The sequence below is a fragment of the Shinella sp. NM-101 genome (assembly GCF_021401195.1).
GTDB lineage: Bacteria > Pseudomonadota > Alphaproteobacteria > Rhizobiales > Rhizobiaceae > Shinella.
In genome coordinates, this window is the sequence record NZ_JACBFT010000007.1 from 111,861 (window position 1) to 136,587 (window position 24,727).

The following is a 24,727-nucleotide window of genomic DNA, read 5'->3' on the forward strand; positions in this document are numbered from 1 at the left end:
ATGGCTTTCGCGATCCAGTTCGTCATCGACGTCCTCAGCCTCGGCGGCGCCTATGCCCTCATGGCGCTCGGCCTCGTCATCATCTACGGCATCCTGCGCCTCGTGAACTTCGCCTATGGCGAACTCATCATGGTCGCCGGCTATACCATGTACCTCACGAGCGGCTCCGGCCTGCCTTGGCTCCTCATGGCGGCGCTCGCCGTCGTCATGGCGATCGTCTTCGGCATCCTTACCGACTATGTCGCGTTCCGCCCGGTGCGGGCGAAGTCGGTGACGGCCGTGCTGATCACCTCCTTCGCCTTCTCGAACCTCCTGCAGAACGCCGCCCTGCTCTTCATTTCGCCGCGTCCGCGCAACGTGCCGCTGCCCGACATCTTCTCGCAGACGGTCTCGATCGGCGGCGCCATTACGCCGGTGCGCAACCTCATCACCATCGTTGCCTCCATCGTGCTCCTCGCCGCCGTCGCCTTCCTCATGCGCAAGACGACGCTCGGCATCGCCATGCGCGCGGCGGCGACGAACTTCACCATGGCGCGCATGCTCGGCGTTCCAGCCAATCTCATCATCACCTCGGCCTTCGCGCTCTCCGGCTTCCTCGCCGGCGTCGTCGGGCTGCTGTGGATCGGGCGCATCGGCACGGTCGTGCCCGGCGTCGGCCTGGAGCCGCTGCTGGTCGCCTTCATCGCCACCGTCATCGGCGGGATGCGCAGCCTGCCGGGCGCGGTGGTCGGCGGCTTCCTGCTGGCGCTCATCGACACCACGCTCAACTACACCCTGTCGCAGGACCTCCTGAAATTCCGCGACGCCTTCACTTTCAGCCTGGTGATCCTGATCCTGCTCTGGCGGCCGGAGGGCCTGATCAAGGGTCCTGCCAGCGGGCAGCGGACCTGAGGGAAACGAACCGATGAAACATTCCTATCTCACCGCCCTCATCCTCATCGCCGTGATCGCGATCATCGCCGTCGGAAGCCATGTCCTCGGCATCCGTCTCTACGACCGCATCGCCACCAACCTCCTGATCTCGCTCGTGCTCGTCGTGGGCCTCCAGACCTTCATGGGCAATTCCGGCCTGCTCTCCTTCGCGCATATCGGCTTCATGGGCTTCGGGGCATACACCTCGGCCGTGCTCACCATCCCGGCCCAGATGAAGGGCATGGCGCTGCCCGACCTCTACGAGTTCATGAAGGTCGTCGAGATCTCGCCGCTCCTCGCCATGCTGGCGGCGGGCGTGGTGGCCGCGCTGGTCGCGGCTTTCGTCGCCTATCCGCTGATGCGCCTTTCGGATGCGGCGGCCGTCATCACCTCGTTCGCGCTGCTCGTCGTGCTCTACACGATCATGAACAACTGGAGCGCGCTCACCAACGGCCCGCGCACCCTCTTCGGCCTGCCGAAGACGACGGACATGCCGATCGCGGCCATCGTCGCGGGCGTGGTGGTCGTCGTCGCCCTGCTCTTCAAGGAATCGCGCACCGGCAAGCTGCTGCGCGCCTCGCGGGAAGACGAGGTCGCCGCCGCCGCGCTCGGCGCGAACATCCCGCAACTGCGCTGGCGCGCCTTCATCCTCGCCGCCTTCATCGCCGGCGTCGGCGGCGCGCTGTGGGGGCACTTCATAACATCCTTCGCGCCCAAGTCCTTCTACCTGAAGGAGACCTTCCTCATCATCACCATGCTGGTGATCGGCGGGGCGAACACCGTGACCGGCGCCGTCGCCGGCACCATCCTCATCACCTTCGCCTATGAGGGCCTGCGCGGCACGGAAGGCGCGCTGAATGCCGGCGCGACCGGCGCGGGCCAGGTCGTCGGCCTCACCGAGATCGTGCTGGCACTCGCCATGATCGCCGTCATGATCGTCAAGCCCGGCGGCCTCTTCCCCAACCGCGAGATCGGCCACATCCTCACCCGCACCCGTCGCCGGAAGGAGACCTCGGCATGAACTGGAAAACCGACTACCGTTCCTTCTACTATGCCAATGCCGAAGAGCCTGACGACATCGTGCTCGATCCGGAAACGACGGCGCTGCTGGTCATCGACATCCAGAACACCTATCTCGATCCGAAGGACACGCCGGAGGAAACCGCGCGCTGGCAGCCCTTCTACGAGCGGATGCGCAAGACGGTCATCCCGAACACCGCGCGTCTCATCGACGAATGCCGCAGGCGCAAGGTCGAGGTCATCTTCGCCCGCATCGCCTGCCTCAAGCCGGACGGACGCGACCGCTCGCTCAGCCAGAAGAAGCCGGGCTTCAACTACCTGCTGCTGCCGAAGGAACTGCCGGAAGGACAGGTCGTTCCCGAACTGGAGCCACGCGCCGACGAGATCGTCATCACCAAGACGACCGACAGCGCGCTGACCGGCACGAACCTGCGCCTCGTCCTGCACAACATGGGCATCCGGAACGTCATCTGCTGCGGCATCTTCACCGACCAGTGCGTTTCCTCGACGGTGCGAAGCCTCGCGGACGAGAGCTTCGGCGTCGTCGTGGTCGACGATTGCGGCGCGGCCGCGACGGACGAGCTGCACAGGCGCGAACTGGAGATCATCAACATGATCTACTGCCAAGTCGTCCAGCTCGACGAGGTTCTCACCTTCTTCAAGTAGGCAAGGATTGCATCATGGCCGGCCTCTACGCCCGCGAAAGCCGATCGGTCTCGAAAATGGCGCATCTGCGGTTCTTCCCGCAGGCCGTGGTCGGCGGCAGCGGCGCGTACCTGACCGGCGACGACGGCCGGCGGCTGCTCGATTTTTCCGCCTCCTGGGGCGCCGCCAGCCTCGGCCACGCGCATCCCGCGCTCCGCGACGCGGTGAACCGCGCGCTGCGCGACCAGGCGGGCGCGAGCTATCTTTCAAGCGCGAACGAACCCTGCGTGCTGCTCGCCGAAAAGCTGCTGTCGCTGGTGCCGGAGCGCGCCCGCGGCCGCGTCTGGTTCGGCCATTCCGGCTCGGATGCCAACGAGACGGTCGCGCGCGTGGTCGTCGCGGCCACGGGAAGGCCGCGTCTCCTCGCCTTCGAGGGCGCCTATCACGGCGGCACCGTCGGCTCCATGGCGGTGTCGGGCCATCCGGCCCAGCAGGGCGCCCGCGCGGCGGGCCTGACGCTCGTGCCCTATCCGAACAGCTATGCCGCAGGCGGCCCCGAGGCCGCGAAGGCCGCGGCGCTCGCGCATATCGAACAGCTCTTCGCGACGGTGCTGCCGCCGGAGGAGGTCGCCGCCTTCTTCATCGAGCCGATCCAGTCCGACGGCGGCATGCTGGTGCCGCCGGACGGCTTCTTCCAGGCGGTGGAGGCCATCTGCCGCAAGCACGGCATCCTCGTCGTTTCCGACGAGGTGAAGGTCGGGCTCGGGCGTACCGGCCGTTTCAACGCCTTCGAGCATTCCGGCATCGAGCCCGACATCGTCGTCTACGGCAAGGGCCTCGGCGGCGGCCTGCCGATCTCGGCGGTCGTCGGCCCGGAAGCGATCATGAACCACGCCGTCGCCTTCTCGCTGCAGACGGTGCACGGCAACCCGGTCTGCGCGGCGGCGGCGCTGGCGGTGCTGGAAACGATCGAGCACGACCATCTTGCCGAGAATGCCGCCAGCACCGGCCAGGCCCTGCGGGAAGCGCTCCAGGGCGTTGCCGCGCGCCACGCCCTGATCGGCGATGTCCGCGGCCGCGGCCTTGCGCTGGGCGTCGAGCTCGTCGTCGATCGCGCCACGCGCGAGCCGGCCGCGCGACAGACGGCGCTTGCCGTCTTGCGTGCCTTCCAGCTCGGCCTCGTCGTCTACTATGTCGGCGTGAACTCCAACGTGCTGGAATTCACGCCGCCCCTGACGCTGACCAAAAGCCAGGCCCTCGAAGGCGCAGCCCTGCTCGATGAAGCCCTTGCCGACGTCGCAGCGGGACGGGTTGACGAGACGCTCCTGGCCGATTTCGCTGGGTGGTAGACCCCGCGCCGGATGATCCGGGCGCTGATCGACCGGAGCATTCCCGGTCCCGGCATCGTCGTGAGGGAAGCCCTCACGCACCTCCGTCCAGACGCTTCGACCAGTCCTCAACCCGGTTGCTTTCGAGCCGGCGGCGGGCGTGGCTTCGCCAGCCTTCGGCAAGGCGTTCGAGCGCGGCGATGCCGGAGAGCTCCGCCCGGTTGAGCGTGTCGACATAGAAAGCGCGCCAGATGCGCGCGAGCGTCCATTCGGGCGCACGGCGCTCCTCAAGGACGAGGCTGTCCTGCGGTGCGACGATGCCGGGTTCGAGCACGCGGTAGTACCAGCCGGTGCGCCCCGTCGATTGCACGAGGCGCGCCATGTCGGTGCGGCCGAAGCGCTCGTTCAGCTTCCAGCACGGCTGGCGGCCCTGGCTGACTTCGATGAGGGCGGCGCCCAGCCTGAAGACGTCGCCGATCGCGACCGTGTCCTCGGCGAGACCCGATGTCGAAAGGTTCTCTCCGAATGCGCCGGGACCGTCCAGCAGCCGATGGCCGCCGAGATCGCGAGCCCAGCCGGCATAGTGCTCGAAGGGATAGTGGTGCACGGCCTTTTCCGGCCCGCCATGCCGCACGGGATCGCCCTGCCGGTCGCCGGCAAAGCCGGTCGGCGAGAGGGCGAGCGGCCCGGCGACGGCGGATTTCGCAATGCCGCTCGGCGCCGCGCGCGGCCCCAGCGGCGCGATGGCGCCGATGCGCAGGCTGAGCAGCGGAACGGAACTCATGCTCCGGCCTCCCCTGCGGGCGCCTCGCAGCGGCCGTCCGCACAGGCCGCGGTCCCGGCGGGGGACGGGGACGCGGCGAGCGCCATGGCGATCCGTGCGCCGACGGCGATGTCGTCCTCGATACCGAAGACGTGGCTGAGCACGGTGCCATCCCGGCCGATCAGGATGGAGGAAGGCGTGCCGCGCAGCCCGAGGCGGCGCATGGTCACGGGAATCTCCGATCCCTCCTCGGCAAGGTCGACGGCGACGGGGGATGCCAGGCGATATTCGTGGAGGAAGGCCTGCAGCGTCACGGGCGTCATCGCGGCATGATGCTCGAAGACGGTATGGATACCGATCACCTGCAGGTCGGTCCCGGCGAAGGCCCGCTCGATGCGCTTGACCTGCGGCAGGGTCTGCGACACGCAGCCGGGGCAGAGAAGCTGGAATGCGTGCAGGAAGACCGGCCGCCCGCGAAGACCGGCGAGCGTCAGCGGCGCCGGAGTGTTGAACCAGGCCGATGCCGCGATCTCGGGGGCAACGCGCACGTCAGGCTGCGACATGCGCGCCTCCCGTTGCCTTTGACGGGTCGATGGGGATAATCCTTGCCATGTTCTTTCCTTTCATGCCTGGAGGGGAGGAATGGCCGGCCCGGCGATGGCAGTCGCCGGGCCGGCGCTTTCTCATTCCGCCGGCGCGACCTTGCCCGGCAGGCTGAGATCGCCGGAGGCGACCTTGAAGACATTGCTGACGCACAGCAGCGGCGCATGCAGGTTGCCGTCGACCTTCAGGCCCGCCGTGACCCCGTCATAGGAGGCGCCCTTGATGCCGCCGATCAGCGAGAGCGGGATTTCCACGTCCACCGTGTCGCCCTTGAAGGTTGTCCCGTAGTCCGGGCTGTCGATCAGCAGCGGCACGCCCGGCCATGTCTCGGGCACCTTCGGCTTTGCGCCCGCGGGAATGTCGACCACCTTCAGGCCGCCGCCGCAGGCCTTGTCCCCGGCAAGCACCACCCAGTGCGGATGCCAGACATGGCGGTTCCTGCCGCCGCGGGCGGCATCGTCGAAATCCGGGTGGAAGGTGACGGCGAGCGCCACGATGCCCTGCGCCTTGTCGAAGCCGATCTCGCCGCTGTCGAGGCTGGTCGGCCAGACATAGGCGTAGACATCCGATCCCTCGAACCTGCCCGTCGCGTCGGGCTTGTCCTTGCCGGCCTCGCCGCGCACGCGGGTGGTAAAGACGGCCGTGTCGCCCTTCGTCACGATCGTCGTCTCGATGATGTCGAAGGCGGCCTGCACCGCCTCGGAAGGCCCGGCCTCGATGGAATGGGCCGCGGCCGCCGTCAGCCATAGCGCGGCCGTTCCGGCGGCAAGGGCGCCGGTCAGAAGTCTTGCAGACATGGTGGTATCGTCCTTTCGTTTGCCTGGAGGGTTTGGATCATCCCGTTGAAAAGGCATCCCGGGTGGCAGCCCGGAACGCGGGATCGGCTTCTTCGTGTTCGCGGCAATCGATGCGCAGGTCCGGCTGGCCGAAGGCCGCGTCCACGAAATGGCAATGATGCGGGCGTGCCGCATCGGCATGGGCGAAGGGCGCGAAATGGCGACAGGTGACGCACATGCGCTGGACGGGGATGGCGCCCGCCTCCTGCAGGTGGCGGATCAATTTCACGAGGGTGAGAAGCAGATCCGCCTGGGCGGTCTCATCGAGGGCGGCCACCGCCTTTTCGGCGAGGCTCTCCCTGCCTTCCGCCGCTCTCAACGTCCTGCGCCCCTCTTCCGTCACCGCCACACGCACCGCGCGCCGGTCGGCGGCGTCCGTCCGCTTTTCGAGCAACCCCTTGCGCTCCAGCGCATTGATCGAATCCGTCGCCGTCGGCTGCGAGACCCCGAGATGGGCGGCGACATCCTTGACCCCGAGGCCATCCGGGCCGCGCCCTTCCAGAAGACCGAGGATGGCGAGCTGGGTGGGGTTGAGCCCCGTCGCCTTGGCCTTGTTCCACTCGTCGATGCGCATCGCCATGGCCACGCGGGACAGGCCCTCGCGAATGCGGTCATTGATCGAAAGCGGGTCCTTCGGCGTTTCCATGGCCTAATAATATAGGAGTCCTATTTATTATCAAGCCATGTCGTGAGATCTTCCGCGCCGTCAAGTCAGGCTGAGCGCCTGGTGCACCTTCGACCTGATCTCGGCGACGGCGTCATGCAGGCCCCTGGTGAAGCGCAGCGCGAAGGTTGCGCGCGGTGCTTTCGTGGTGCGCCACAGATGGATGCGGTACGCAATCGGGACGGAAAACTTGCGCACCACGAGGCCCCGGTTGAGATTGTGCGCGGCCGTCAGCGGATTGACGATGGAAATGCCGACACCGCGCGCCACCATGGCGCAGACGCTCGAGGCGGTCGTCGTCTCGACGATATAGCGCCGCGTGACGCCTGCCGTCGTGAAGACGTCGTCGAGCTTGCGGCGGTAGGGGTCGTCCTTGGAGAAATAGACGAACTCCGAATCCTCGAAATCGGCCGGCGCGAGAACCTGCTTTTGCGCGAGCGGATGGCCGGCCGGCAGAATGCACACGACGTCGCCCGCGTCGATGGCCTCGGTCGCGACGCCGCCGAACTGCTGTCCCTGCTCGGCAAGCCCCAGATCGAACATCGCCGCGGTCAGCTCGTTCTGCAGCGCCGCCTCCTCGATCGAATGGATCGAGATCAGCGCGCCGGGATGCATCTTCAGGAAGGATTCGATGGCGATGGGCAGCACCGTGTCGGCATAGGCCGGCAGCGAGGCCACGCGCAGTTGCGCCGTGCTGCGCCCGCCGATGGCCGTCGCGGCGCGGCTGATTTCCTCCAGCCCCACATAGGAGCGCCGGACGACGGTGTAGAGCGCCTGGGCCTGTTCGGTCGGCGTGATGCGCTTGCCGAACCGGTGGAAGAGGTCATAGCCGAGATACTGCTCCAGGTCGCGCAATTCGCGGCTGATCGTCGGCTGGGACGTGCGCAGCGATGTCGCCGCCGCGGTAACGCTCTTCTCCGTCATGACGGCGTGGAAAATCTCGATCTGTCTCTGGCTCAGCCGCATCGCATCTGCTTCGGTTCATATTGAATTCGAATAAAACGTCTCTCTAAATGCATTTCCCAGTCACAATGCCCTGTGAGATTTTACGTGCCGCGGCAGCAGGCAGCTACGCCGGGAATGGAGCGGTTGATCTCATGAACAAACACGTCGGTACAAGTGTCTCCGGGGCCGAAGGGGAAGACCTTTCGAAAAATTCCGAGATTCATCTTGATGCGGGATTCATGGCTTCGGTGGCCGGCGCCGTCGGCACGCCGTTCTATTGCTATTCGCCTGAGGTCATAGCACGGGCATATGAAGAATTGTCCGCGGCGCTCTCACCGGTCGACGTGTCGATTTGCTATGCCGTGAAAGCTAACGGGAATCTCGCCATTCTTCAACTGCTCTCCCGGTTGGGATGCGGAATGGATATCGTGTCCGGCGGCGAGCTGGAGCGCGTGCTGGAAGCCGGTGCGCCGGCCTCCCGGGTCATCTTCTCCGGCGTCGGCAAGTCGGCCAGCGAGATCGCCAAGGCTCTTGTGGCGGGCGTGCACCAGATCAACGTCGAATCGCCGGCCGAATTCCATCTCGTCGCCGACATCGCCGCCTCGCTGCGCCGGCGCGCGCCGGTGGCCCTGCGGGTCAATCCGGACGTGGACGCCCGCACCCACGACAAGATTTCCACCGGCAAGAAGGGCGACAAGTTCGGCGTCGCGCTTTCGGAGGTCGCCGGCCTCTTCGAGGCGGCCGCCGCGCGGCCGGAGATCGACATGGTCGGCCTTGCCGTCCATATCGGCTCGCAGATCCTCGACCTTGCTCCCTATCGACATGCCTATGGCGTGCTCGCCGACCTCGTTCGGGACCTCAGGGCCAAGGGCCATTCCGTTCGGCGCCTCGATCTCGGCGGCGGGATCGGCATCGCCTATGGTGCGCAGGGCGCTCCCGAGGTTTCGGAGCTTGCCGCCATCATCGACGAAACGTTGGGCGATCTCGGCTGCGCGCTGACGGTCGAGCCGGGTCGCTGGCTCGTCGGCCGCGCCGGCGCGCTCGTCACGACGGTTCTCTACACGAAGGAGGCGGGGGATCGCATGCTGGCGATCGTCGATGCCGGCATGAACGACCTCATGCGCCCGGCCCTCTACGGCGCCGTGCATCCGCTGGAAGTCGTGCGCAGTGCGGCCGGCGGCGAAGGGCAGTCCTACGGCCTCGTCGGTCCGGTCTGCGAGAGCTCGGATATATTCGGCCTTTACGACGGCCTGCCGACACTTTCGGCCGGCGACCTCGTCGCCTTCCGCTGCGCCGGCGCCTATTCGGCATCGATGGCCTCCACCTACAATGCCCGCGACCTCGTGCCCGAAGTCTTCGTCAGCAACGGCCGCTTCCGCATCGTGCGGCGCCGTCAGACCACGGCGGAGTTGCTGGCACTGGAGAAGGACACGACCTGGCACGACATCGCCTCCAGCCAGGCGCCGTGACTTATGCCGGAACGCGGTATTTGCATATCGAATATGAATAAGTCCGGCGTAGCAATTATTTCCAAAGGCCAGCGTTCTTTGACAGTATCGCGGCGTTGGGGATGGGGCGAAAGCCCCGTTCCTGACAAACAACAAGAAGCAAAAAATGGGAACGAAAAAGTTCAGGGGATGAATCGGAATCACGACTGACGTGCTTCGGTTGGTGGCATTAAGGTCGCAAGCGCGGCGACGAAGATTGCAAGCGTCGCCGCAATCACTCGCCGGCCGGCTGAGTGAGTGTTCGTACTAAACAGATTTCAAAGAACCGATTGGCCTCCGCTTTGCGGCTGGCCTCGCGCTATCTCGCGCCCTGCACCCACCGGAACGGTTCGGGCAGGGCCAAGCCAGGAGGGAATGGAATGCTCACGAAAGTCAAACTCATGATGGCGACGGGCCTTGTCGGGCTCGCGCTCGCGTCTCCGGCCATCGCCGCGGATCTGCGCATTGCCTTCACGGAAGATCCGAAGAACGTCGATGTCCAGCTGACCACCGACTTCTACACGCTGCCGCTCAATGTCTACGACCGCCTCGTCGATGCGGAAACGACGGAGCCCGGCAAGTCCGAGCTGGTGCCTGCCCTCGCCGAGAGCTGGGATGTCTCGCCCGACGGCAAGGTCTATACGTTCCACCTGCGCCAGGGCGTCAAGTTCCACAATGGCGAGGAACTGACGGCCGACGACGTCGCCTATACCTTCGACCGCATGCTTGATCCCAAGACCAAGGCGCTCAGCACCGATATCCTCGACTTCATCGACGGCGCCAAGGAGCGTCTCGACGGCACGGCGACCACGGTGCGCGGCCTCGAGGCCGTCGACAAGTACACCGTGAAGATCACGCTGCGCGAGCCCTATGGCGCGTTCCTGGCGCTGATGGCGAGCCCCGCCGCGTCGATCTACAACCGCAAATTCACCGAACCGCTCGGTGACCAGTACGGCCTCACGCCGGAAACGACGAACGGCACGGGTCCGTTCAAGCTGGAGGAATACAATCTCAACGACAGCCAGGTGCTGGTCGCCAATGACGAGTACTACAGGGGCCGCCCGAAGCTCGACCGGCTCATCGCCCGCGTCGTCGGCGACGCCGAGACGCTTCGCCTGCTGTTCGAGAACGACGAGATCGACATCTTCGACGTGGACGCCGCTCCCACCCAGCTCCCCTATTTCGCGGGCAGCGACCAGTGGAAGGGGCAGATCCGCTCCGGTCCGCGCGTCGGCATCTATTATTACCACATCAACCAGGCGCTCAAGCCGTTCGACGACGTGCGCGTGCGCAAGGCCTTCCAGATGGCGATCAACCGCCAGCAGATCCTCGAGAAGAACTTCTACGGCAAGGGCATGATCGAAAACGGCGTCATGCCGCGCGGCGTCGCCTGCTACGAGCCGGCGACCCCGATCGAGTACAATCCGCAGAAGGCCAAGCAACTGCTTGCCGAAGCCGGCTATCCCGACGGCGTCGACATCAAGCTGACGCAGGTCAGCAGCTGGTCCAGCAAATGGTCGGACATGAACCAGATCATCCAGGCGCAGATCAAGGATGCGGGCTTCAACGCCTCGATCAACACGATCGACGAAGCGGCCTATTTCGCGACGCGCAAGGAAGGCAAGGTCGAAAACTACACCCAGAACTGGTCCGCCGACTTCAACGACCCGGACAACTTCTTCTACACGTTCTTCAGCAAAAGCGGCACGGCCGTGCGCGCCTTCAACAACAACGACGAGACGGTCTTCGCCGCGCTCGACAAGGCCCGCACGCTGACCGATCCGGACGAGCGCTGCGCGCTGTACCGCGAGATGAACAACCGCATCGTGCAGGAAGACGCCGCCTGGGTGCCGCTCTTCAGCCTCGACCATGCCTATGTCGTGCAGCCGCGCGTCAAGAACTTCGTCGTTCCGTGGAACGGCTGGAGCGACATGAGCTACTACAAGATGGAAGTGGAATAAGCCTGCCTTAAAGAGGAAGAGGCGTCGCCACGGCGGCGCCTCTCCCGGCGGGCCGCCTTTGCCGCAGTCTTCCCCCTGTCCATGAAAGAGTTCGTCGATGCTTGTCTTCGCGCTAAAGCGCATCGCGGTTTCGATCCCCGTCCTGATCGGCACAACGGCCCTGCTGTTCGTCATGCTGAACGTCATCCCGGGCGATCCCGTCGCGCTCCTGATGAAGGAACATGCGAGCGCCGAGGTCATCGAGCGCGTGCGCAGCCAGATGAATCTCGACGATCCGATGATCACCCGCTATTTCCGCTTCCTGTTCGGGGCACTGCAGGGCGATCTCGGCGTGTCGATCAAGCTGAACCGTCCCGTCACCACGCTCATCCTCAACGCCTTCCCGAACACGCTGATCCTGGCGCTGAGCGCGGCGGCCGTGTCCTGGGTGATCGGCATCCCCGCCGGCGTGCTCTCGGCGGTCCGCCGCGATTCCCTGCTCGACAATTTCTTCATGGGCTTTTCGCTGCTCGGCGTGTCCATGCCGATCTTCTGGTCCGCGCTGCTCCTGCAATATGTCTTCGCCATGCAATTGAAATGGCTGCCGGTCTCCGGCTTCTACGGGCCGAAATACGTCATCCTGCCGGCCATCGTGCTCGGCTGGAGCTCGGCCGGCGTCATCGCCCGCCTCACCCGTTCCAGCCTGCTTGAGGTGATGCGGCACGATTATATCCGCACCGCCCGCGCCAAGGGCCTGCGCGAAATCCGCGTCATCTCGCGCCATGCCCTGAAGAACGCGCTGATCCCCGTCGTCACGATCATGGCCATCCAGGTGGCGAGCCTGCTTTCCGGCGCCGTCATCACCGAGGCGATCTTCGGCATCCCCGGCGTCGGGCGCATTTCGGTCAATGCCATCCAGGCGCGCGACATGCCGCTGCTGCAGGGTTCCGTGCTCTTCGCCACGGCGCTTGTCATCCTCGGCAACCTCATCGCCGACATCCTCTATTCCGTGCTCGACCCGCGGATCCGCCACCAGATGAAGGGAGGCGTCAAATGAGCCAGGTTGCCGAAATGACCGAAGAGGTGATCGAGACCGGCGGAGAAGACAGCTTCCTGCGCGACGCCGTGCGCGCCTTTCGCCACAATCGCATGGCGATGATAGGGCTGGTGCTGATCTGTCTTCTCATCCTGCTCGCGCTGTTCGCGCCGCTGATCAGCCCGCACGATCCCTACCGCGTCGCGCTCGACGAGCAGCTCCTTCCGCCGTCCTCCAGCTACTGGCTGGGCACGGACAATTTCGGCCGCGACCTCGTCACGCGCATCCTCTACGGCGCGCGCATCTCGCTCGTCGTCGGCATCGTGCCGAGCTTCATCTCCCTGGTCATCGGGGCGGTGCTCGGCATCGTCAGCGGTTACTATGGCGGCAAGGTGGATTTCATCATCATGCGGCTTGCCGACATGATGATCGCCTTCCCCTCGCTGCTGCTGGCCATGGTCGTGATGTACACGCTCGGCGCCAATCTCTTCAACATCTTCATCGCCCTCAGCCTCGTCGGCTGGGCGGGCGTCGCCCGCGTGGTGCGCTCGCAGACGCTGGCGGTGAAGGAGAAGGAATTCATCGAGGCCGCCCGCGCCAACGGCACCTCGCGGGTGACGATCATGTCGCGCCACGTCTTCCCCAACGTGGTGCCGACGCTGATCGTGCTCTTCTCGCTCTCCATCCCCGAGGCGATCATGTGGGAATCCAGCCTCAGCTTCCTCGGCGTCGGCGTGCAGCCGCCGGAGGCGAGCTGGGGGCTGCTCGTGGCCAAGGGCAAGGAATATCTCTTCGCCGCGCCCCTCGTGGCGATCATGCCCGGCGTCGCGATCCTCGTCACGGTGCTGGCGTTCAACTTTGTCGGCGACGGGCTGCGCGATGCCCTCGATCCCTACATGAAGGACTGACGGGGTATGATGCAGCCACCTCCCCTGCTCGCCGTGCGCAGCCTGCGCACCGAATTCTCCTCCCAGAACGGCCCCGTGCGCGTTCTCGACGACGTCACCTTCTCGGTTCCGGCCGGCCGCATCGTCGGCCTCGTCGGCGAAAGCGGCTCGGGCAAGAGCATGACCGCGCTGTCGCTGATGGGTCTCGTGCCCGCGCCGCACGGCAGGGTGACGGCCGAGAGCATAAAGCTTTCCGGCACCGAGATGACGCGCCTTTCGCCCGACGAGATGCGGCGCAAGCGCGGCCGTGAGCTCTCCATGGTGTTCCAGGAGCCGATGACCGCGCTGAACCCGGTGAAGACCATGGTGCAGCAGGTCGGCGAGCCGCTCGCCATCCATACCGGCCTCGGCAGGCGCGAGATCCGCGAGAAGGTGCTGCGCATGTTCGAGATGGTGGGCATTCCGGAACCCGCCGCGCGCCTCGACGTCTATCCGCACCAGCTCTCGGGCGGCCTGCGCCAGCGCGCGATGATCGCCATGGGCCTCATCTGCGAACCGAAGCTGCTGATCGCCGACGAGCCGACGACGGCGCTCGACGTCACGACGCAGGCGCAGATCCTGCGCCTCATGGTCGAGCTTCGCGACCGGGTCGGCACCGCCATCGTGATGATCACGCACGACCTCGGCATCATCGCCGAGATGTGCGACGAGGTGAACGTCATGTATGCCGGGCAGATCGTCGAGCAGGCGAATGTCTTCGACCTCTTCGACCGGCCCTCACATCCCTATACGCGGGGCCTGCTGGCCTCCATCCCGAAGGCGACGGAAAGGCGCACAAGCGCCCGGCTGAACAGCATCAAGGGCGTCGTGCCCAATCTTGCGAAGCTGCCCGGCGGGTGCCGGTTCAATCCGCGCTGCGGCGATGCCATGCCGATCTGCCGGCAGCAGCAGCCGCCGCTCGCCGATCTCGGCGGCGGGCATCTCGCCCGCTGCTGGCTTCATACGAAGGAAGGGGCAAAGGCGTGAGCGACGTCCTCATCTCCACCAAGGCGCTCAGCAAGCACTATACGATCGGCAAGGGCCTTTTCGGGGCCAACAGCCGGGTGGTGCGCGCGGTCGACGGCGTCGACCTCGAAATCCGCGCGCGCGAGACCTTCGCCCTCGTCGGCGAGTCCGGCTGCGGCAAGACCACGCTGGGGCGCACGCTGCTGCGGCTGATCGAGCGCACGTCGGGCGAGGTGCTTTATCGCGGCGAGCCGCTCGGCGCGCTGGACGAAAAGACCATGCGCGCAATGCGCAAGAAGCTGCAGATCGTCTTCCAGGACCCGTTCGCCTCGCTCAATCCGCGCATGCGCGTGAAGGACATCCTCGCCGAGCCGCTGCGCGCGCATGGCTATGGCAGCGAGGCGGAGATCGAGAAGCGCTGCAAGGAACTGCTCGACATGGTCGGCCTGCTGCCGCACCTCCTGCGCCGCTACCCGCACCAGTTCAGCGGCGGCCAGCGCCAGCGCATCGGCATTGCCCGCGCGCTCGCCAACAGCCCGGAATTCGTCGTCTGCGACGAGGCCGTCTCGGCGCTCGACGTGTCGATCCAGGCGCAGGTTCTGAACCTTCTGCGCGACCTGCAGGAGCAGCTCAAGCTCACCTATCTCTTCATCACCCACGACCTCAGCGTGGTGCGCCAGTTTGCCGACCGCATCGGCGTGATGTTCCTCGGCCGCCTCGTCGAGGTCGGCACGACGGAGGAGATCTTCGCCAGCCCGCGCCATCCCTATACGATGTTCCTGATCTCGGCGGTGCCGCGGCCCGACCCGCACCAGCGCAACCGCGAGCGGCCCATGCTGGTCGGCGATATTCCAAGCCCGATGAACCTGCCGCCGGGATGCCGCTTCCATACGCGGTGTCCCTATGCGCAGGCGATCTGCAAGCAGGAGGACCCGCTGCTGACCGATCGTTCGGGCCGTGCGGTCGCCTGCCACTTCCCGCTGGAGGCGACGTAGCGGCCGGTGTATTCCTCAGCCGCCCTGGCGCGGCGCGGCATATTCTTGCGGGTATGTCCCATCGTGAATTCGTAATGGAAGGAAATCTCATGGACCTGATCGTGACCCCCGCCGGCGACGGCTGGCAGGCCAGCTATGGAGACCAGCGCTGGCGCTGCGCGGTCGGGCGGGGCGGCATCAAGGTGGAAAAGGCCGAGGGCGACGGGGTGAGCCCGGTCGGCCGTTGGCCCATCCGGACGGTCTACTATCGCCCGGACCGGATCGCAAAGCCCGTCTCCCCCTTCCCCACCCGGGCGATAGAGGAACTGGACGGGTGGTGCGACGACCCGGCCCACGCCGACTACAACCGGCCGGTCACCTGCCCCTTCACGGCCAGCCACGAGGAGATGTGGCGGCAGGACGACCTCTACGACATCGTCGTCGTGCTCGGCCACAACGACGATCCGCCGGTGCCGGGCGCCGGCAGCGCCATCTTCCTGCACGTCGCGCGGCCCGATTATTCCCCCACCGCCGGCTGCGCGGCCCTTGCCAGGCAGGACCTGCTGGCGTTTCTTGCGCAGGCGCAACCCGGAACGCATCTCGAGTTCCGGGCAACGGCCTGACGGGGTGACAGGATGACGATGCTCGATTTTGCGGCGCTCGAACGGGCGCTGAACCGCCTGCCTCTTCGCTTTCGCGGGCCAGGCGGGGTGGCCGGCGTCGTCAAGGACGGCAAGGTGGTGGCGCGGCGCGCCTGGGGCTTTGCCGACATGTATCGCCGCCTGCCGATGACGGCGCAAACGCGCCTGCCGATCTGCTCGATTTCCAAGCAGTTCACCTGCGCGCTGCTGCTCGACCAGTTCGGCGACCCCGCCGTCCTCGACGGGACGGTCGGCGATTTCCTGCCGCTCTACCGCGACCGGCTGCCGACCGTCGCGCAGCTCTGCCACAACCAGTCGGGGCTGCGCGACTACTGGGCGCTGACCGTGCTGCACGGCGCCTATCCCGAGGCGGAGTTCCGCCGCGAGGACGCTCTGCCTCTCATCGCCAGCGCCAAGACGGGGCACTTTCCGGCCGGCGCGCACTATTCCTACAGCAACGGCAATTTCCGCATTCTCGGCGAGATGATCGAGCGCGGCACGGGGCGGGATTTCGCCGACCTCCTCGCCGAGCGCCTGTTTGCGCCCGCCGGCATGTCCACCGCGGTGCTCGCGCCGGACGCCCGCGTGCCGCTTGACGGCGTCGTCGGCTACGAGGGCAACGACGATGTCGGCTTCCTGCCCGCCGACAACGGGGTCTACTGGTTCGGCGACGCCGGCATTTCCGCCTCGCTCGACGACATGCTCGCCTGGGAATGCCATATCGACGCGACGCGCGACGATCCCGAAAGCCTCTACAACCGCCTCTCGGCGCCCGCCTTCTATGCGGACGGCACGCCGGCGACCTATGCCTACGGCCTACGCCGGGACGTCCATAACGGCCTGGAATTCACCGGCCATGGCGGCGGCCTGCGCGGCTTCAGCTCCTATCGCATGCATGTGGCCGGGGAACGGCTGTCCGTCGTGGTGATCTTCAACCACGACACCAGCACCTTCACCGCCGCCGCCGCGCTGGTCGATGCCGCGCTCGGGCGTGAAAGCCGGAGCGAGGCCGTGCGCCCCGAGGATTGGGACGGCCTGTGGCTGGACGAGGCGCAGGGGCTTGTCGTGCGGACGGCGGCGGATGCGACGGGCGTGAGGCTCCAATACGGGCCCTCTTCCGCACGGGCGACGCTGTCGTCCGACGGCAGCGCCCGCGGCCAGGGGCTGACCCTGCGCAAGGAGGAGAACGCGCTTGTCATGCGGCGGGAGAGCGAGCATCTGACCGTCCGCGCCCGCCGGCTCCAGCCGGTCGAATGGGCGGACCCCGCACCCGTTGCCGGCCGTTACTGGTCGGAGGAACTGGAGGCCTGGCTGGAGATCGAGGCCCGCGACGGCGCGGCCTTCGCGGTCTTCGAGGGGCTTTACGGCAAGGGCCCGATGGAGCGCATGTATGCGCTCGCCGCCGACGTCTGGATCATAACCAGCCGCCGCGCCATCGACGCGGCGGCGCCGGGTGACTGGACGCTGCTGGTAGAGCGGGACACGGCCGGCACGGTCACGGGCCTCAGCATCGGCTGCTGGCTGGCGCGCCGAATAAGCTATCGCCCCGCATCATGAACGCCATCAGGCCCGCCTCGCCCCATCCGCGATCAGGAGCCGGCAGCGGATAACGAGACACGGCGTTCGAGCGGCCTTGAGCATTTCCGCTTTTCTTTGAACCGCGAAATTCAGGACGCAAGACCGCTACACATTTTTTTCTGGAACTGTGCTAGCCGAGACCGAGGTGCGATTTCAGCTTGTCGAGGAGACGCTGTACCTCTTCCGGCCGTTCCGGAACATGTTTTTTGGGGTCGGGGTCGGTCATGGCATGGAATCCGAGAGCCCTGTAGGCTTCCATCTGCTCCTCCGAGAAGAACTGATCGCCTGTCGATTCGTGCGGGAAAGACGGATAGCGGCGTTCGTAGTCGAGCACGTAGTCCGGCTCGTCGCCCGTGACGGATGCCTTCACATAGAGCAGGAGGCCTTTCTCCCCGCTGCCGTAATCGATCTCTCCGATCGCGAAATGGCGGTCGTGAACGGGCAAATCCTCCGGGATGTCTCGTTCCGCACCGCCTTTGCGGCTGAGGGCCGCTGCCCTGATCGGCTGCCACTTGATATCGATCCGCACGCCAAGATCGATGCGGGCAAATCGTTCGGCGTCGACGAGAGCGCCGAAGGTCATGGCCGGATCGGCTTCGCCATCGGCCACGATGATGACGCGGCATTTGCGCTTAAGGAGCTGATAGAGGCCGATATTGTCGATGTGGCCGCCGTCCGTGAGATAGATTTTCGCGGCATCGTCGGACAGCAGGCCGAACGATTCGGCGATCAAATATGCGCGGAAGAAGTCGTACCAGCGGGTGTATTCCAGCGCCGGCCGGCCGGCCGGGCCATCCAGCGAGGCCGATTTCATGAAGCGAGGGTTCGACATCCAGTATCCCAGGCGCAGATTGAGGAGCGCCAGCGTGGGGCGCAGCAGTCCGATCGGCACCCGGCCCATATTGGATGACACTGCGGCACCCGAGATCGCGATGGCGGTCGCCAGATCGAGCTGGCTCGAATGCCGCTCCATGAGCTCGGATTTTATGTAGCCCGTCAGGTCACTGCCGACGAACCCCTGGGAAAAGATGAAGAATTCGGCGTTCCTTCCGCGCTTGACGGGGTCCGGCTCGCGGAGTTTGCGATCGCCGGCGGCGACCGCCATCGTGATGGCCTCGCGATCCTTCGCCTCGTCGGCCCTGCGCGCGGCACCGGCGGCCGGCCCCAGCGCGGACCGCTGCCGCGCATTCAACGTGGCGTTGACCAGGAGGTAGGGTGCATTGGCGACGTCGATGCGCGACAATGGAAGCGGATCGGAGCCCGCGGCGTTCGCGCCCAACCGGAACGCCGCATTGAGCCGTTCGCGATAAAGCCGGTGCAGGCCATTGGCATTCTCCGAAAAATTGATCGTGAGCATCAGCACGACCGCGGTCGCCAGGAGGTAGATCTCCACCATCTCGTAGCCGCCCGCCGGTGTCCTCGTGACGACGGCCGCCGCTGCCAGGAAGGCGACAAACATGATCAGGACAAGCACGCCGAGGCCGAAAACATTCCTGTCGGTTGCCACCAGATCGACAAAGACCCTCAGCGTCTCACGGCCGGGCTTGCGCAGGACGAAAATCCAGGTCTCCCAAAGCAGAAGAGCGCCCGCCGCCAGCCACAGCCCCGTGACGAGATGCGTGCTGAAAAGAAAGCCCGGGCTCAAGGGATAGTGGCAAATCTCATGCTCGAAGATGCAGCTTTGCGATATTCCCCAAAGCGACAGGGCAAGATAGGCCGCATAAATCAGGAAAGGCACGATCAGCCCGGCCGCCATGAAGACGACCTTCGAAGCAATTGCGCGCAGCTTGACCGCCGTCGTCGCGTTCGTCATCGCCTTTTGGATCCAGCCGGCCAAGGTGGCGCGCAAACCTGCCGTGGCGCCGGCAAAGGCGACCAGTCCAACGGCGATGGAGGAGGTCGCGGTCCGGGTCGGGGGCTCCTCCGCCAGATTGCGATAGAGAAAGGAAAGGATCGGTCCCTGCGCTTCGGTGACGAACGAGGACACCGTCAATGCGATCAGAACGCCCGAAAGCTTCGCGCCGAACGACGTGACCTCCTTGCCGCTCAGCCCTGTGCCCAGGCCATGGCGTTCGGGCAGGGATCTCCACAGGCCCCACGCGATGAAATACAAGAGCGAGACAACCGCGAGAACCACCGTCGCCAGGAACGGAAAGTTGCACCATCCCTGATCCTGGCACTTCACCTTCCCCAAGGTCAGAAGCGGTGCGAAGACCTGCACGAGAATGCTGCGGTCGAGGTCAGCGACAGTGGGGTTGGCGATGACGGTGATCGCGGCCAGCGGCACGATCAGCGCCAGTATGAGAAAGGCATTGACCGCCAGGCCGCGGAACACGATCGCCACCGACGGCAGGATGTCTCTCATCCCGTTGGGGATGAGGTAGCGGCTGTGGTCCCTGATGTGACTGACGGGCTCGCTGTCACGGACGTCCGCGCTGCTGACCTGCTGGTCGCCACGGGGAGCAGCCTGCGAACGTCCGGAGGGATCGTCTGCGAACGGGAACTGGCCGGGCTCGCTTCCACGGCTCATCGCCGCGACCATGCTCGCGCCGATATGCCCCCCTCCGGAAACGGTGGAAAGGTAGTCCATCCGCCGAATGAGGCCGCGTGCGTGGAGCGCCTGGAGGACGCCGAGGCAAAAGCTTGACGAACGGATGCCGCCCCCGGACAGGGCGACGCCGAAGAGAGAGGCGGGCACGTCTTCCCCGGATACGCCCTCCCCCCGTCCGGGCCCGCCGCCCCGGCGCGTTTTGATGGCGTCGTACTCGGCCTTGAGTATTTGGTCGAAACCGTAGTTCTCGACATCCCCATGCTGCATGATCGCCCCCACGAGAGGCCGGCGCCCGGTTTCAACCCCGAGTCTATATCCCATCCGCCGACTTCGACCAGCCAAGCCTAATATTACAGCCGCCGGCTTGCAACTTGCGGAGTTCCGTTTCGCCAGGCGCTGTCGCTCAAGTAGCGTATCGGCTGCGGCCGAAGCCGCGAAGGCAGGCGTTCAAAGGGCCTGAACCTGCCTACGGCGATCCGGACTGCTGGAATTGCTCGGTAAACTAGCGTGACGGGGAAGGCAGGCTGGCCAGCGATCTCACCCGGCTTGCGATGCTTTCAGAGACGAGAACCGCATGATTTACCACCTGGGGCAGACCCATCAGTTCCCCGAACGTGCCGCGCGCCAGCGGGCCGGCGATATAGAGATTGTCCGCCACCTGCCCGGTCGCATCGATAGCACGGCTTTGTTCGTCGACGGCGATGCCGAGCCCGACGGCATCCGGCTGCAGCCTCCCCGCATCCGAAAGGCCTTTAAGGAACGACTGGCTTGAGAGAACGGCCCCGTGGGCCGGGCCGGTCGTCACGACCACGCTGTCGTACTGCTCCTGGAACGGCTGCCGTCCATGGGGCGGGCGAAAGTCTACAGAAACGGCGCCTCCCCCGCTGCGTTTCACGCCGGCGATGGCCGCGGCGTGAAATGAGAGGGTCCCGGCCGCCAGCCGTCGTTCGATGATCGCCTCCACCTGCGGTGCGATACGGAATCGGTGCACATCCCAAAACGGCCGAAGGTAGCGTACGAGGCGACGGCGCTCCACGATCGGCAACGCACGCCAGATATCGCCGCCCTGTTTGCGAAGCTGGTCGAAAACCGCATGCCAGGAAAGCCCCGAAGCCTCGGCCACGGCCACGCTGTCGCGCACGCGCCGGAGCAGGGCGCGCGCGGAGCGCGACGGGGGATCGGCAAACTCGCCGAATGGTTCCTGGGGCGAAAGGTTATGCCCGCGCGAGCGAAGGCCGCGGCGCGAGACGGCCGTGATCCTGCCCCGATGGCCCCCGGCATCGAGCGTCGCAATGACATCCGCGGCGGTGAGCCCCATGCCGATGATCAGCACCCGGTCGTCCCTGCCAATGTCCATGAGGGCACGGGGAACCGTGGCATCGGGGATATAGCCTGCGTGGCCTGAAAGCGCGCGATCGACCATGGACGGCGGCGACGGACTGGGATGCGTCGTCGCGATGACGACGATATCGGCTTCCAGCGCCCCACCGTCCCCGGCCTCAATCGTCCAACGCCCGGCCCTTGTCGCCGCAACCTTGCGGACGGGATCGCGGCGATGCTCGATCGCGCCGCTTTCGACAAGTGGGGCAAGACTTGCGGCGACATACGAGCCGAATGCCGAGCGGCGCGCGAAGACATGCCCGCCCGGCGTGACGGCATCCGGATCGGCGGCAAGAACACCGCTCCCCTCAAGCCAACGCTGAAAATGGTCGCCTTCGTCCGGGACCAGCGACATGAGCGCCGCGGGCACATTGATGCGGTGCGCCTGCTCGGCCGTATCATAGGCGAGGCCGCCGCCGAGCATCGACCGCGGTTCGAAAACGACGATCCTCGCGAGGCCGTCGGGAAGCGTACCGGCGAGGTGAAAGGCACAGGCAGCACCGGTAAAGCCGCCGCCGATGATGGCGACGACCGGGCGAACAGGGCGTTGATCGGTATTCGAGGGCGTCGTCATGGAAATGATGTCATGCACCGACAGACTTCAGCGCCGGCGCATTCCCGGCTTCGCGGCGCTTCAGGGCCGCGATATCGCGGTATCCCTCCGCCGGATGGGACTGCGGCAGATACGGCCCTGCACCGAACAGCTTCTCCCGCAACGTTCCAGGCTTGTAGGCCGTCGGATAGGCGCCGCGCTTCTGCAATTCGGGCACGACATGGCCGACGACATCCTCGAAACTGTCCGGCGTCACCGCATAGGCGAGGTTGAAGCCGTCGACATCCGTGTCCGCGACCCATTCCTGCAGGATGTCGGCAATGCGCTCCGGCGAACCGACAAAGACCGGCCCCATGCCGCCGATGCCGCCGAACCGGGCGAGTTCATCGATGGTCCATGACTTGTCGCCGCCGGCAATGTGCTCGACGAAGGAATGGATGGCGTTCGTCTCGATCTTCTCGACGACGTCCGTCGGCGCATACTGGCCGAAGTCGATGCCGCTCCAGCCGGACATGAAGGTCAGCGAGCCGTCATAGGAGACGTAGCTCCTGTAATCCGCGAACTTCTGCTGCGCCTTCTCCTCGGTCTCGTCGGTGATGATGGTGACGAGGGTGTAGATATAGACCTTCCTCGGGTCGCGGCCGGCAGCGGCGATGCGCTGGCGAATATCGGCGACATAGGCCTTGAGCACCGATTTCGTCGGCGCGGCGACGAAGATGCATTCGGCATGGGCGGCGGCGAAGGCCTTGCCCGGCCCGGAAGCGCCGGCCTGATAGAGAACCGGCGTGCGCTGCGGCGAGGGCTCGGTGAGGCCGTAGCCCGGCACCTCGAAATACTTGCCCTTGTGGGCGATCTCATGGACCTTTTCCGGATGGGTGAAGACGCGCCGGTCGCCGTCGCGCACCACCGCCCCCTCCTCCCAGGAGCCTTCGAGCAGCTTGTAGAGCACCTCGACATATTCGGCGGCGACCTCGTAGCGGTTGTCGTGCCGGCGAAGGCCGCCCTGCCCGACATTCTTCGCGCCGCTCTCCAGATAGGAGGTGACGATGTTCCAGCCGACGCGGCCCTTGGAGTGATGGTCCGCCGTCGCAAGACGACGGGCGAAGGTATAGGGATGCTCGAAGGAGGTGGAGGCCGTGATACCGATGCCGAGATGTTCCGTGGCGAGCGCGATGGGGGCGGCGAGTTGCAGCGGATCGTTCACCGGGATCTGCGCGGCCTGGTGGATGGCGTGGTAGTTCGAGCCCTTGTAGACGTCGTAATAGCCGATGACGTCGGCGATGAAGATGCCGTCGAAGATGCCGCGCTCCAGCGTGCGGGCAAGGTCCTGCCAATAGTCCAGGTCCTTGTACTTGAAGGACTTGTCGCGCGGATGCGCCCACAGGCCGGGGGACTGGTGGCCAACGCAGTTCATGTCGAAGGCGTTGAAACGGATATGGCGTGCCATGGGTATCTCCAGGTATCGAGGATGCCTGACGGCATCGACCGGAGGCGAAGATAGCGCCTTCATCGCCAAAATACAGAAATTCTATCTTTTATATAGATTAATTTCGGAAACGGCTTTTCTGGTTGCCGGCCGGGGCGTCTGGGAAGATGCGCGCAAGCGGCGGGGACCGTCGCCGCCGTTCACCCCGCCCCGACCGCGCGCTCCGCCCGGTATCGGCCGGACAGCAGGAGACAGACCATGACCGCATTGCATCTCGTCAAGGAAGCAGACCCTCGGGAGATCAGGACCCGCCTCTTTGCAAGGGCCGGGGAGATTGCCGCCGACCTTGCCCGCCGCGGCGCGCAGCTCGATGCCGAGGGCAGGCCGCCGCTGGCGGAAATCGACCGATTGAGGCAGGAAGGCCTGCTCACCGCGCTGCACCCCGCCGAGATCGGCGGCGGCGGGCTCGACTGGGTGGACGGGCTGCGGCTGGTGCGCATCCTCGCGCGCGGCGAAAGCTCGATCGGCCAGTTGCTCGGCTATCATTTCGTCAACAGCCAGTATGTCTACTGGGCCGCCGACGACCCGGACAAGGCCTGGGACCTCGGCGTCGAGACGGTCGCCAAGTCGCTCTACTGGGGCGCTGCCGTCAACCCGCGCGATCCCGGCCTGACGCTGGCCCGCAGCGGCGACCACTATCTCCTCAACGGCAAGAAGACCTTCTCGACCGGCGCGCATGTCTCCGACCGCATCAACGCCAATGCGGCCTTCGGCGAGGAGGTCGCCAATCTCGTGCTGCCGACGGACCGGGCCGGCTACATCGCCAATGACGACTGGGACAATATCGGCCAGCGGCTCTCCGACAGCGGCAGCGTGGAGTTCAGGGATTTCCCGGTCTACGAAAGCGATTTCCTGCTGCCGCTCGCGGGGAAGGATGCCGCCCCGCCGGTGCAGGCGACGTTCAACACGCCGCTGATCCAGCTCGTCTTCGTCAACTTCTATATCGGCACGGCCGAGGGCGCGCTGGCGGCGGCCGAGGACTATGTGCGGACCACGACGCGCCCCTGGGTCACGTCCGGGCTCGAAAAGGCGAGCGAGGATCCGTATATCCTGGAGCGCATCGGCGAGTTCCGCGCGGCGCTGAAGGCCTCCGCCGCCCTTGCCGACGCAGCGGCATCGGCCGTCCAGTCGGCGCTTGCACGCGGCCGGGGCGTCACCGCGCGCGAACGCGGCGAGGCGGCGATCGAGGCCTATGCGGCAAAGGTCAACGCCACCCATGTCGCGCTCGAAGTCACGTCCAGGGTATTCGAGCTGACCGGCGCCCGCTCGACCGCCTCGCACCACCGCTTCGACCGCTACTGGCGGAACGTGCGCACCCACACGCTGCACGACCCGGTCTTCTACAAGGCCCGCGAAGTCGGCGATTTCGCGCTTAACGGCCGCGTGCCGGAGCCGAGCCTCTATAGCTGAGGCAGGACCCGGGCAGGAGAACCGGAGGCGGCCGATGGCCGCCTTCCGTCGTTGGCAACCTGTATTCCCGACCGAGGCATGCT

At 65.9% G+C, this 24,727-nt stretch carries 21 protein-coding genes; 13 read left to right on the top strand and 8 right to left on the bottom strand.

Annotated elements, in window-relative coordinates:
• The 4 genes from L0976_RS15015 to L0976_RS15030 are packed head-to-tail and all read left to right on the top strand — an operon-like array spanning position 1 to position 3,926.
• Complete coding sequence (locus L0976_RS15015) at positions 1-891, top strand: branched-chain amino acid ABC transporter permease (protein WP_234188114.1); 891 nt, start codon at positions 1-3, stop codon at positions 889-891.
• A 13-nt stretch (positions 892-904) separates the two neighbouring features.
• The gene (locus L0976_RS15020) at positions 905-1,933 is read left to right on the top strand and encodes a branched-chain amino acid ABC transporter permease (protein ID WP_234188115.1); all 1,029 of its coding nucleotides are present in this window, start codon (positions 905-907) and stop codon (positions 1,931-1,933) included.
• Positions 1,930-2,598 (top strand): cysteine hydrolase family protein, encoded by a 669-nt coding sequence (locus tag L0976_RS15025; protein ID WP_234188116.1) that lies wholly within the window; start codon positions 1,930-1,932, stop codon positions 2,596-2,598. The genes L0976_RS15020 and L0976_RS15025 overlap by 4 nt, the downstream gene beginning before the upstream one ends.
• 14 nt (positions 2,599-2,612) lie before the next feature.
• Complete coding sequence (locus L0976_RS15030; RefSeq protein ID WP_234188117.1) at positions 2,613-3,926, top strand: aspartate aminotransferase family protein; 1,314 nt, start codon at positions 2,613-2,615, stop codon at positions 3,924-3,926.
• 73 nt (positions 3,927-3,999) lie between these two features.
• Here L0976_RS15030 and L0976_RS15035 read toward each other — a convergent pair whose 3' ends face one another.
• The 5 genes from L0976_RS15035 to L0976_RS15055 form a co-directional block, all read right to left on the bottom strand.
• Positions 4,000-4,689 carry an MOSC domain-containing protein gene (locus L0976_RS15035; RefSeq protein ID WP_234188118.1) on the bottom strand — a complete coding sequence of 230 codons (690 nt, stop codon included), beginning with the start codon at positions 4,687-4,689 and terminating at the stop codon, positions 4,000-4,002.
• Positions 4,686-5,231 (bottom strand): TlpA family protein disulfide reductase, encoded by a 546-nt coding sequence (locus L0976_RS15040; RefSeq protein WP_234188119.1) that lies wholly within the window; start codon positions 5,229-5,231, stop codon positions 4,686-4,688. The genes L0976_RS15035 and L0976_RS15040 overlap by 4 nt, the downstream gene beginning before the upstream one ends.
• Before the next feature lie 120 nt (positions 5,232-5,351).
• A complete protein-coding gene (locus L0976_RS15045) occupies positions 5,352-6,068 on the bottom strand; it encodes a hypothetical protein (protein ID WP_234188120.1) in 717 nt (238 codons plus the stop codon).
• 37 nt (positions 6,069-6,105) lie between these two features.
• Positions 6,106-6,753, bottom strand: a complete 648-nt coding sequence (locus L0976_RS15050) for a MarR family winged helix-turn-helix transcriptional regulator (RefSeq protein WP_234188121.1) — start codon at positions 6,751-6,753, stop codon at positions 6,106-6,108.
• A 60-nt stretch (positions 6,754-6,813) separates the two neighbouring features.
• The gene (locus tag L0976_RS15055) at positions 6,814-7,737 is read right to left on the bottom strand and encodes a LysR family transcriptional regulator (RefSeq protein WP_234188122.1); all 924 of its coding nucleotides are present in this window, start codon (positions 7,735-7,737) and stop codon (positions 6,814-6,816) included.
• Positions 7,738-7,868: 131 nt separating this feature from the next.
• Here L0976_RS15055 and lysA point away from each other — a divergent pair, with 131 nt between their 5' ends.
• The 8 genes from lysA to L0976_RS15095 all read left to right on the top strand — a co-directional run bounded on the left by lysA (position 7,869) and on the right by L0976_RS15095 (position 17,243).
• On the top strand, positions 7,869-9,185 hold the full coding sequence (lysA, locus tag L0976_RS15060) for a diaminopimelate decarboxylase (RefSeq protein ID WP_255695984.1): 1,317 nt from the start codon (positions 7,869-7,871) through the stop codon (positions 9,183-9,185).
• A gap of 398 nt (positions 9,186-9,583) precedes the next feature.
• Complete coding sequence (locus L0976_RS15065; RefSeq protein ID WP_234188124.1) at positions 9,584-11,164, top strand: ABC transporter substrate-binding protein; 1,581 nt, start codon at positions 9,584-9,586, stop codon at positions 11,162-11,164.
• Positions 11,165-11,261: 97 nt separating this feature from the next.
• A complete protein-coding gene (locus L0976_RS15070) occupies positions 11,262-12,200 on the top strand; it encodes an ABC transporter permease (protein WP_234188125.1) in 939 nt (312 codons plus the stop codon).
• Positions 12,197-13,087, top strand: coding sequence for an ABC transporter permease (locus L0976_RS15075; protein WP_234188126.1), 891 nt, complete (start codon positions 12,197-12,199; stop codon positions 13,085-13,087). The genes L0976_RS15070 and L0976_RS15075 overlap by 4 nt, the downstream gene beginning before the upstream one ends.
• A 6-nt stretch (positions 13,088-13,093) precedes the next feature.
• Positions 13,094-14,092, top strand: coding sequence for an ABC transporter ATP-binding protein (locus tag L0976_RS15080; protein WP_234188127.1), 999 nt, complete (start codon positions 13,094-13,096; stop codon positions 14,090-14,092).
• Positions 14,089-15,066, top strand: coding sequence for an oligopeptide/dipeptide ABC transporter ATP-binding protein (locus L0976_RS15085; protein ID WP_234188128.1), 978 nt, complete (start codon positions 14,089-14,091; stop codon positions 15,064-15,066). The genes L0976_RS15080 and L0976_RS15085 overlap by 4 nt, the downstream gene beginning before the upstream one ends.
• Positions 15,067-15,155: 89 nt before the next feature.
• Positions 15,156-15,668 carry a L,D-transpeptidase gene (locus tag L0976_RS15090; protein WP_203317848.1) on the top strand — a complete coding sequence of 171 codons (513 nt, stop codon included), beginning with the start codon at positions 15,156-15,158 and terminating at the stop codon, positions 15,666-15,668.
• 12 nt (positions 15,669-15,680) lie between these two features.
• Positions 15,681-17,243 carry a D-aminopeptidase gene (locus L0976_RS15095; protein WP_234188129.1) on the top strand — a complete coding sequence of 521 codons (1,563 nt, stop codon included), beginning with the start codon at positions 15,681-15,683 and terminating at the stop codon, positions 17,241-17,243.
• 151 nt (positions 17,244-17,394) lie between these two features.
• Here L0976_RS15095 and L0976_RS15100 read toward each other — a convergent pair whose 3' ends face one another.
• The 3 genes from L0976_RS15100 to L0976_RS15110 form a co-directional block, all read right to left on the bottom strand.
• Entirely contained in the window at positions 17,395-20,082 is a 2,688-nt protein-coding gene (locus L0976_RS15100; RefSeq protein WP_234188130.1) for a hypothetical protein, read from the bottom strand.
• A gap of 235 nt (positions 20,083-20,317) precedes the next feature.
• Entirely contained in the window at positions 20,318-21,787 is a 1,470-nt protein-coding gene (locus tag L0976_RS15105; RefSeq protein WP_234188131.1) for an FAD/NAD(P)-binding protein, read from the bottom strand.
• The gene (locus L0976_RS15110) at positions 21,780-23,195 is read right to left on the bottom strand and encodes an LLM class flavin-dependent oxidoreductase (protein ID WP_234188132.1); all 1,416 of its coding nucleotides are present in this window, start codon (positions 23,193-23,195) and stop codon (positions 21,780-21,782) included. The genes L0976_RS15105 and L0976_RS15110 overlap by 8 nt, the downstream gene beginning before the upstream one ends.
• Before the next feature lie 237 nt (positions 23,196-23,432).
• Between L0976_RS15110 and L0976_RS15115 the strand changes: the two genes are divergently transcribed.
• Positions 23,433-24,644, top strand: a complete 1,212-nt coding sequence (locus L0976_RS15115; RefSeq protein ID WP_234188133.1) for an acyl-CoA dehydrogenase family protein — start codon at positions 23,433-23,435, stop codon at positions 24,642-24,644.
• Positions 24,645-24,727 lie beyond the last annotated feature (83 nt).

Excerpts from the sequence above, each read along its gene's own strand:
- lysA (WP_255695984.1), top strand. The coding sequence starts at position 7,869 with ATGAACAAACACGTCGGTACAAGTGTCTCCGGGGCCGAAGGGGAAGAC.
- L0976_RS15095 (WP_234188129.1), top strand. The coding sequence starts at position 15,681 with ATGACGATGCTCGATTTTGCGGCGCTCGAACGGGCGCTGAACCGCCTG.
- L0976_RS15065 (WP_234188124.1), top strand. The coding sequence starts at position 9,584 with ATGCTCACGAAAGTCAAACTCATGATGGCGACGGGCCTTGTCGGGCTC.
- L0976_RS15090 (WP_203317848.1), top strand. The coding sequence starts at position 15,156 with ATGGACCTGATCGTGACCCCCGCCGGCGACGGCTGGCAGGCCAGCTAT.
- L0976_RS15070 (WP_234188125.1), top strand. The coding sequence starts at position 11,262 with ATGCTTGTCTTCGCGCTAAAGCGCATCGCGGTTTCGATCCCCGTCCTG.
- L0976_RS15035 (WP_234188118.1), bottom strand. The coding sequence starts at position 4,689 with ATGAGTTCCGTTCCGCTGCTCAGCCTGCGCATCGGCGCCATCGCGCCG.
- L0976_RS15025 (WP_234188116.1), top strand. The coding sequence starts at position 1,930 with ATGAACTGGAAAACCGACTACCGTTCCTTCTACTATGCCAATGCCGAA.
- L0976_RS15045 (WP_234188120.1), bottom strand. The coding sequence starts at position 6,068 with ATGTCTGCAAGACTTCTGACCGGCGCCCTTGCCGCCGGAACGGCCGCG.
- L0976_RS15050 (WP_234188121.1), bottom strand. The coding sequence starts at position 6,753 with ATGGAAACGCCGAAGGACCCGCTTTCGATCAATGACCGCATTCGCGAG.
- L0976_RS15115 (WP_234188133.1), top strand. The coding sequence starts at position 23,433 with ATGACCGCATTGCATCTCGTCAAGGAAGCAGACCCTCGGGAGATCAGG.
- L0976_RS15100 (WP_234188130.1), bottom strand. The coding sequence starts at position 20,082 with ATGCAGCATGGGGATGTCGAGAACTACGGTTTCGACCAAATACTCAAG.
- L0976_RS15110 (WP_234188132.1), bottom strand. The coding sequence starts at position 23,195 with ATGGCACGCCATATCCGTTTCAACGCCTTCGACATGAACTGCGTTGGC.
- L0976_RS15020 (WP_234188115.1), top strand. The coding sequence starts at position 905 with ATGAAACATTCCTATCTCACCGCCCTCATCCTCATCGCCGTGATCGCG.
- L0976_RS15080 (WP_234188127.1), top strand. The coding sequence starts at position 13,094 with ATGATGCAGCCACCTCCCCTGCTCGCCGTGCGCAGCCTGCGCACCGAA.
- L0976_RS15030 (WP_234188117.1), top strand. The coding sequence starts at position 2,613 with ATGGCCGGCCTCTACGCCCGCGAAAGCCGATCGGTCTCGAAAATGGCG.
- L0976_RS15075 (WP_234188126.1), top strand. The coding sequence starts at position 12,197 with ATGAGCCAGGTTGCCGAAATGACCGAAGAGGTGATCGAGACCGGCGGA.
- L0976_RS15055 (WP_234188122.1), bottom strand. The coding sequence starts at position 7,737 with ATGCGGCTGAGCCAGAGACAGATCGAGATTTTCCACGCCGTCATGACG.
- L0976_RS15040 (WP_234188119.1), bottom strand. The coding sequence starts at position 5,231 with ATGTCGCAGCCTGACGTGCGCGTTGCCCCCGAGATCGCGGCATCGGCC.
- L0976_RS15015 (WP_234188114.1), top strand. The coding sequence starts at position 1 with ATGGCTTTCGCGATCCAGTTCGTCATCGACGTCCTCAGCCTCGGCGGC.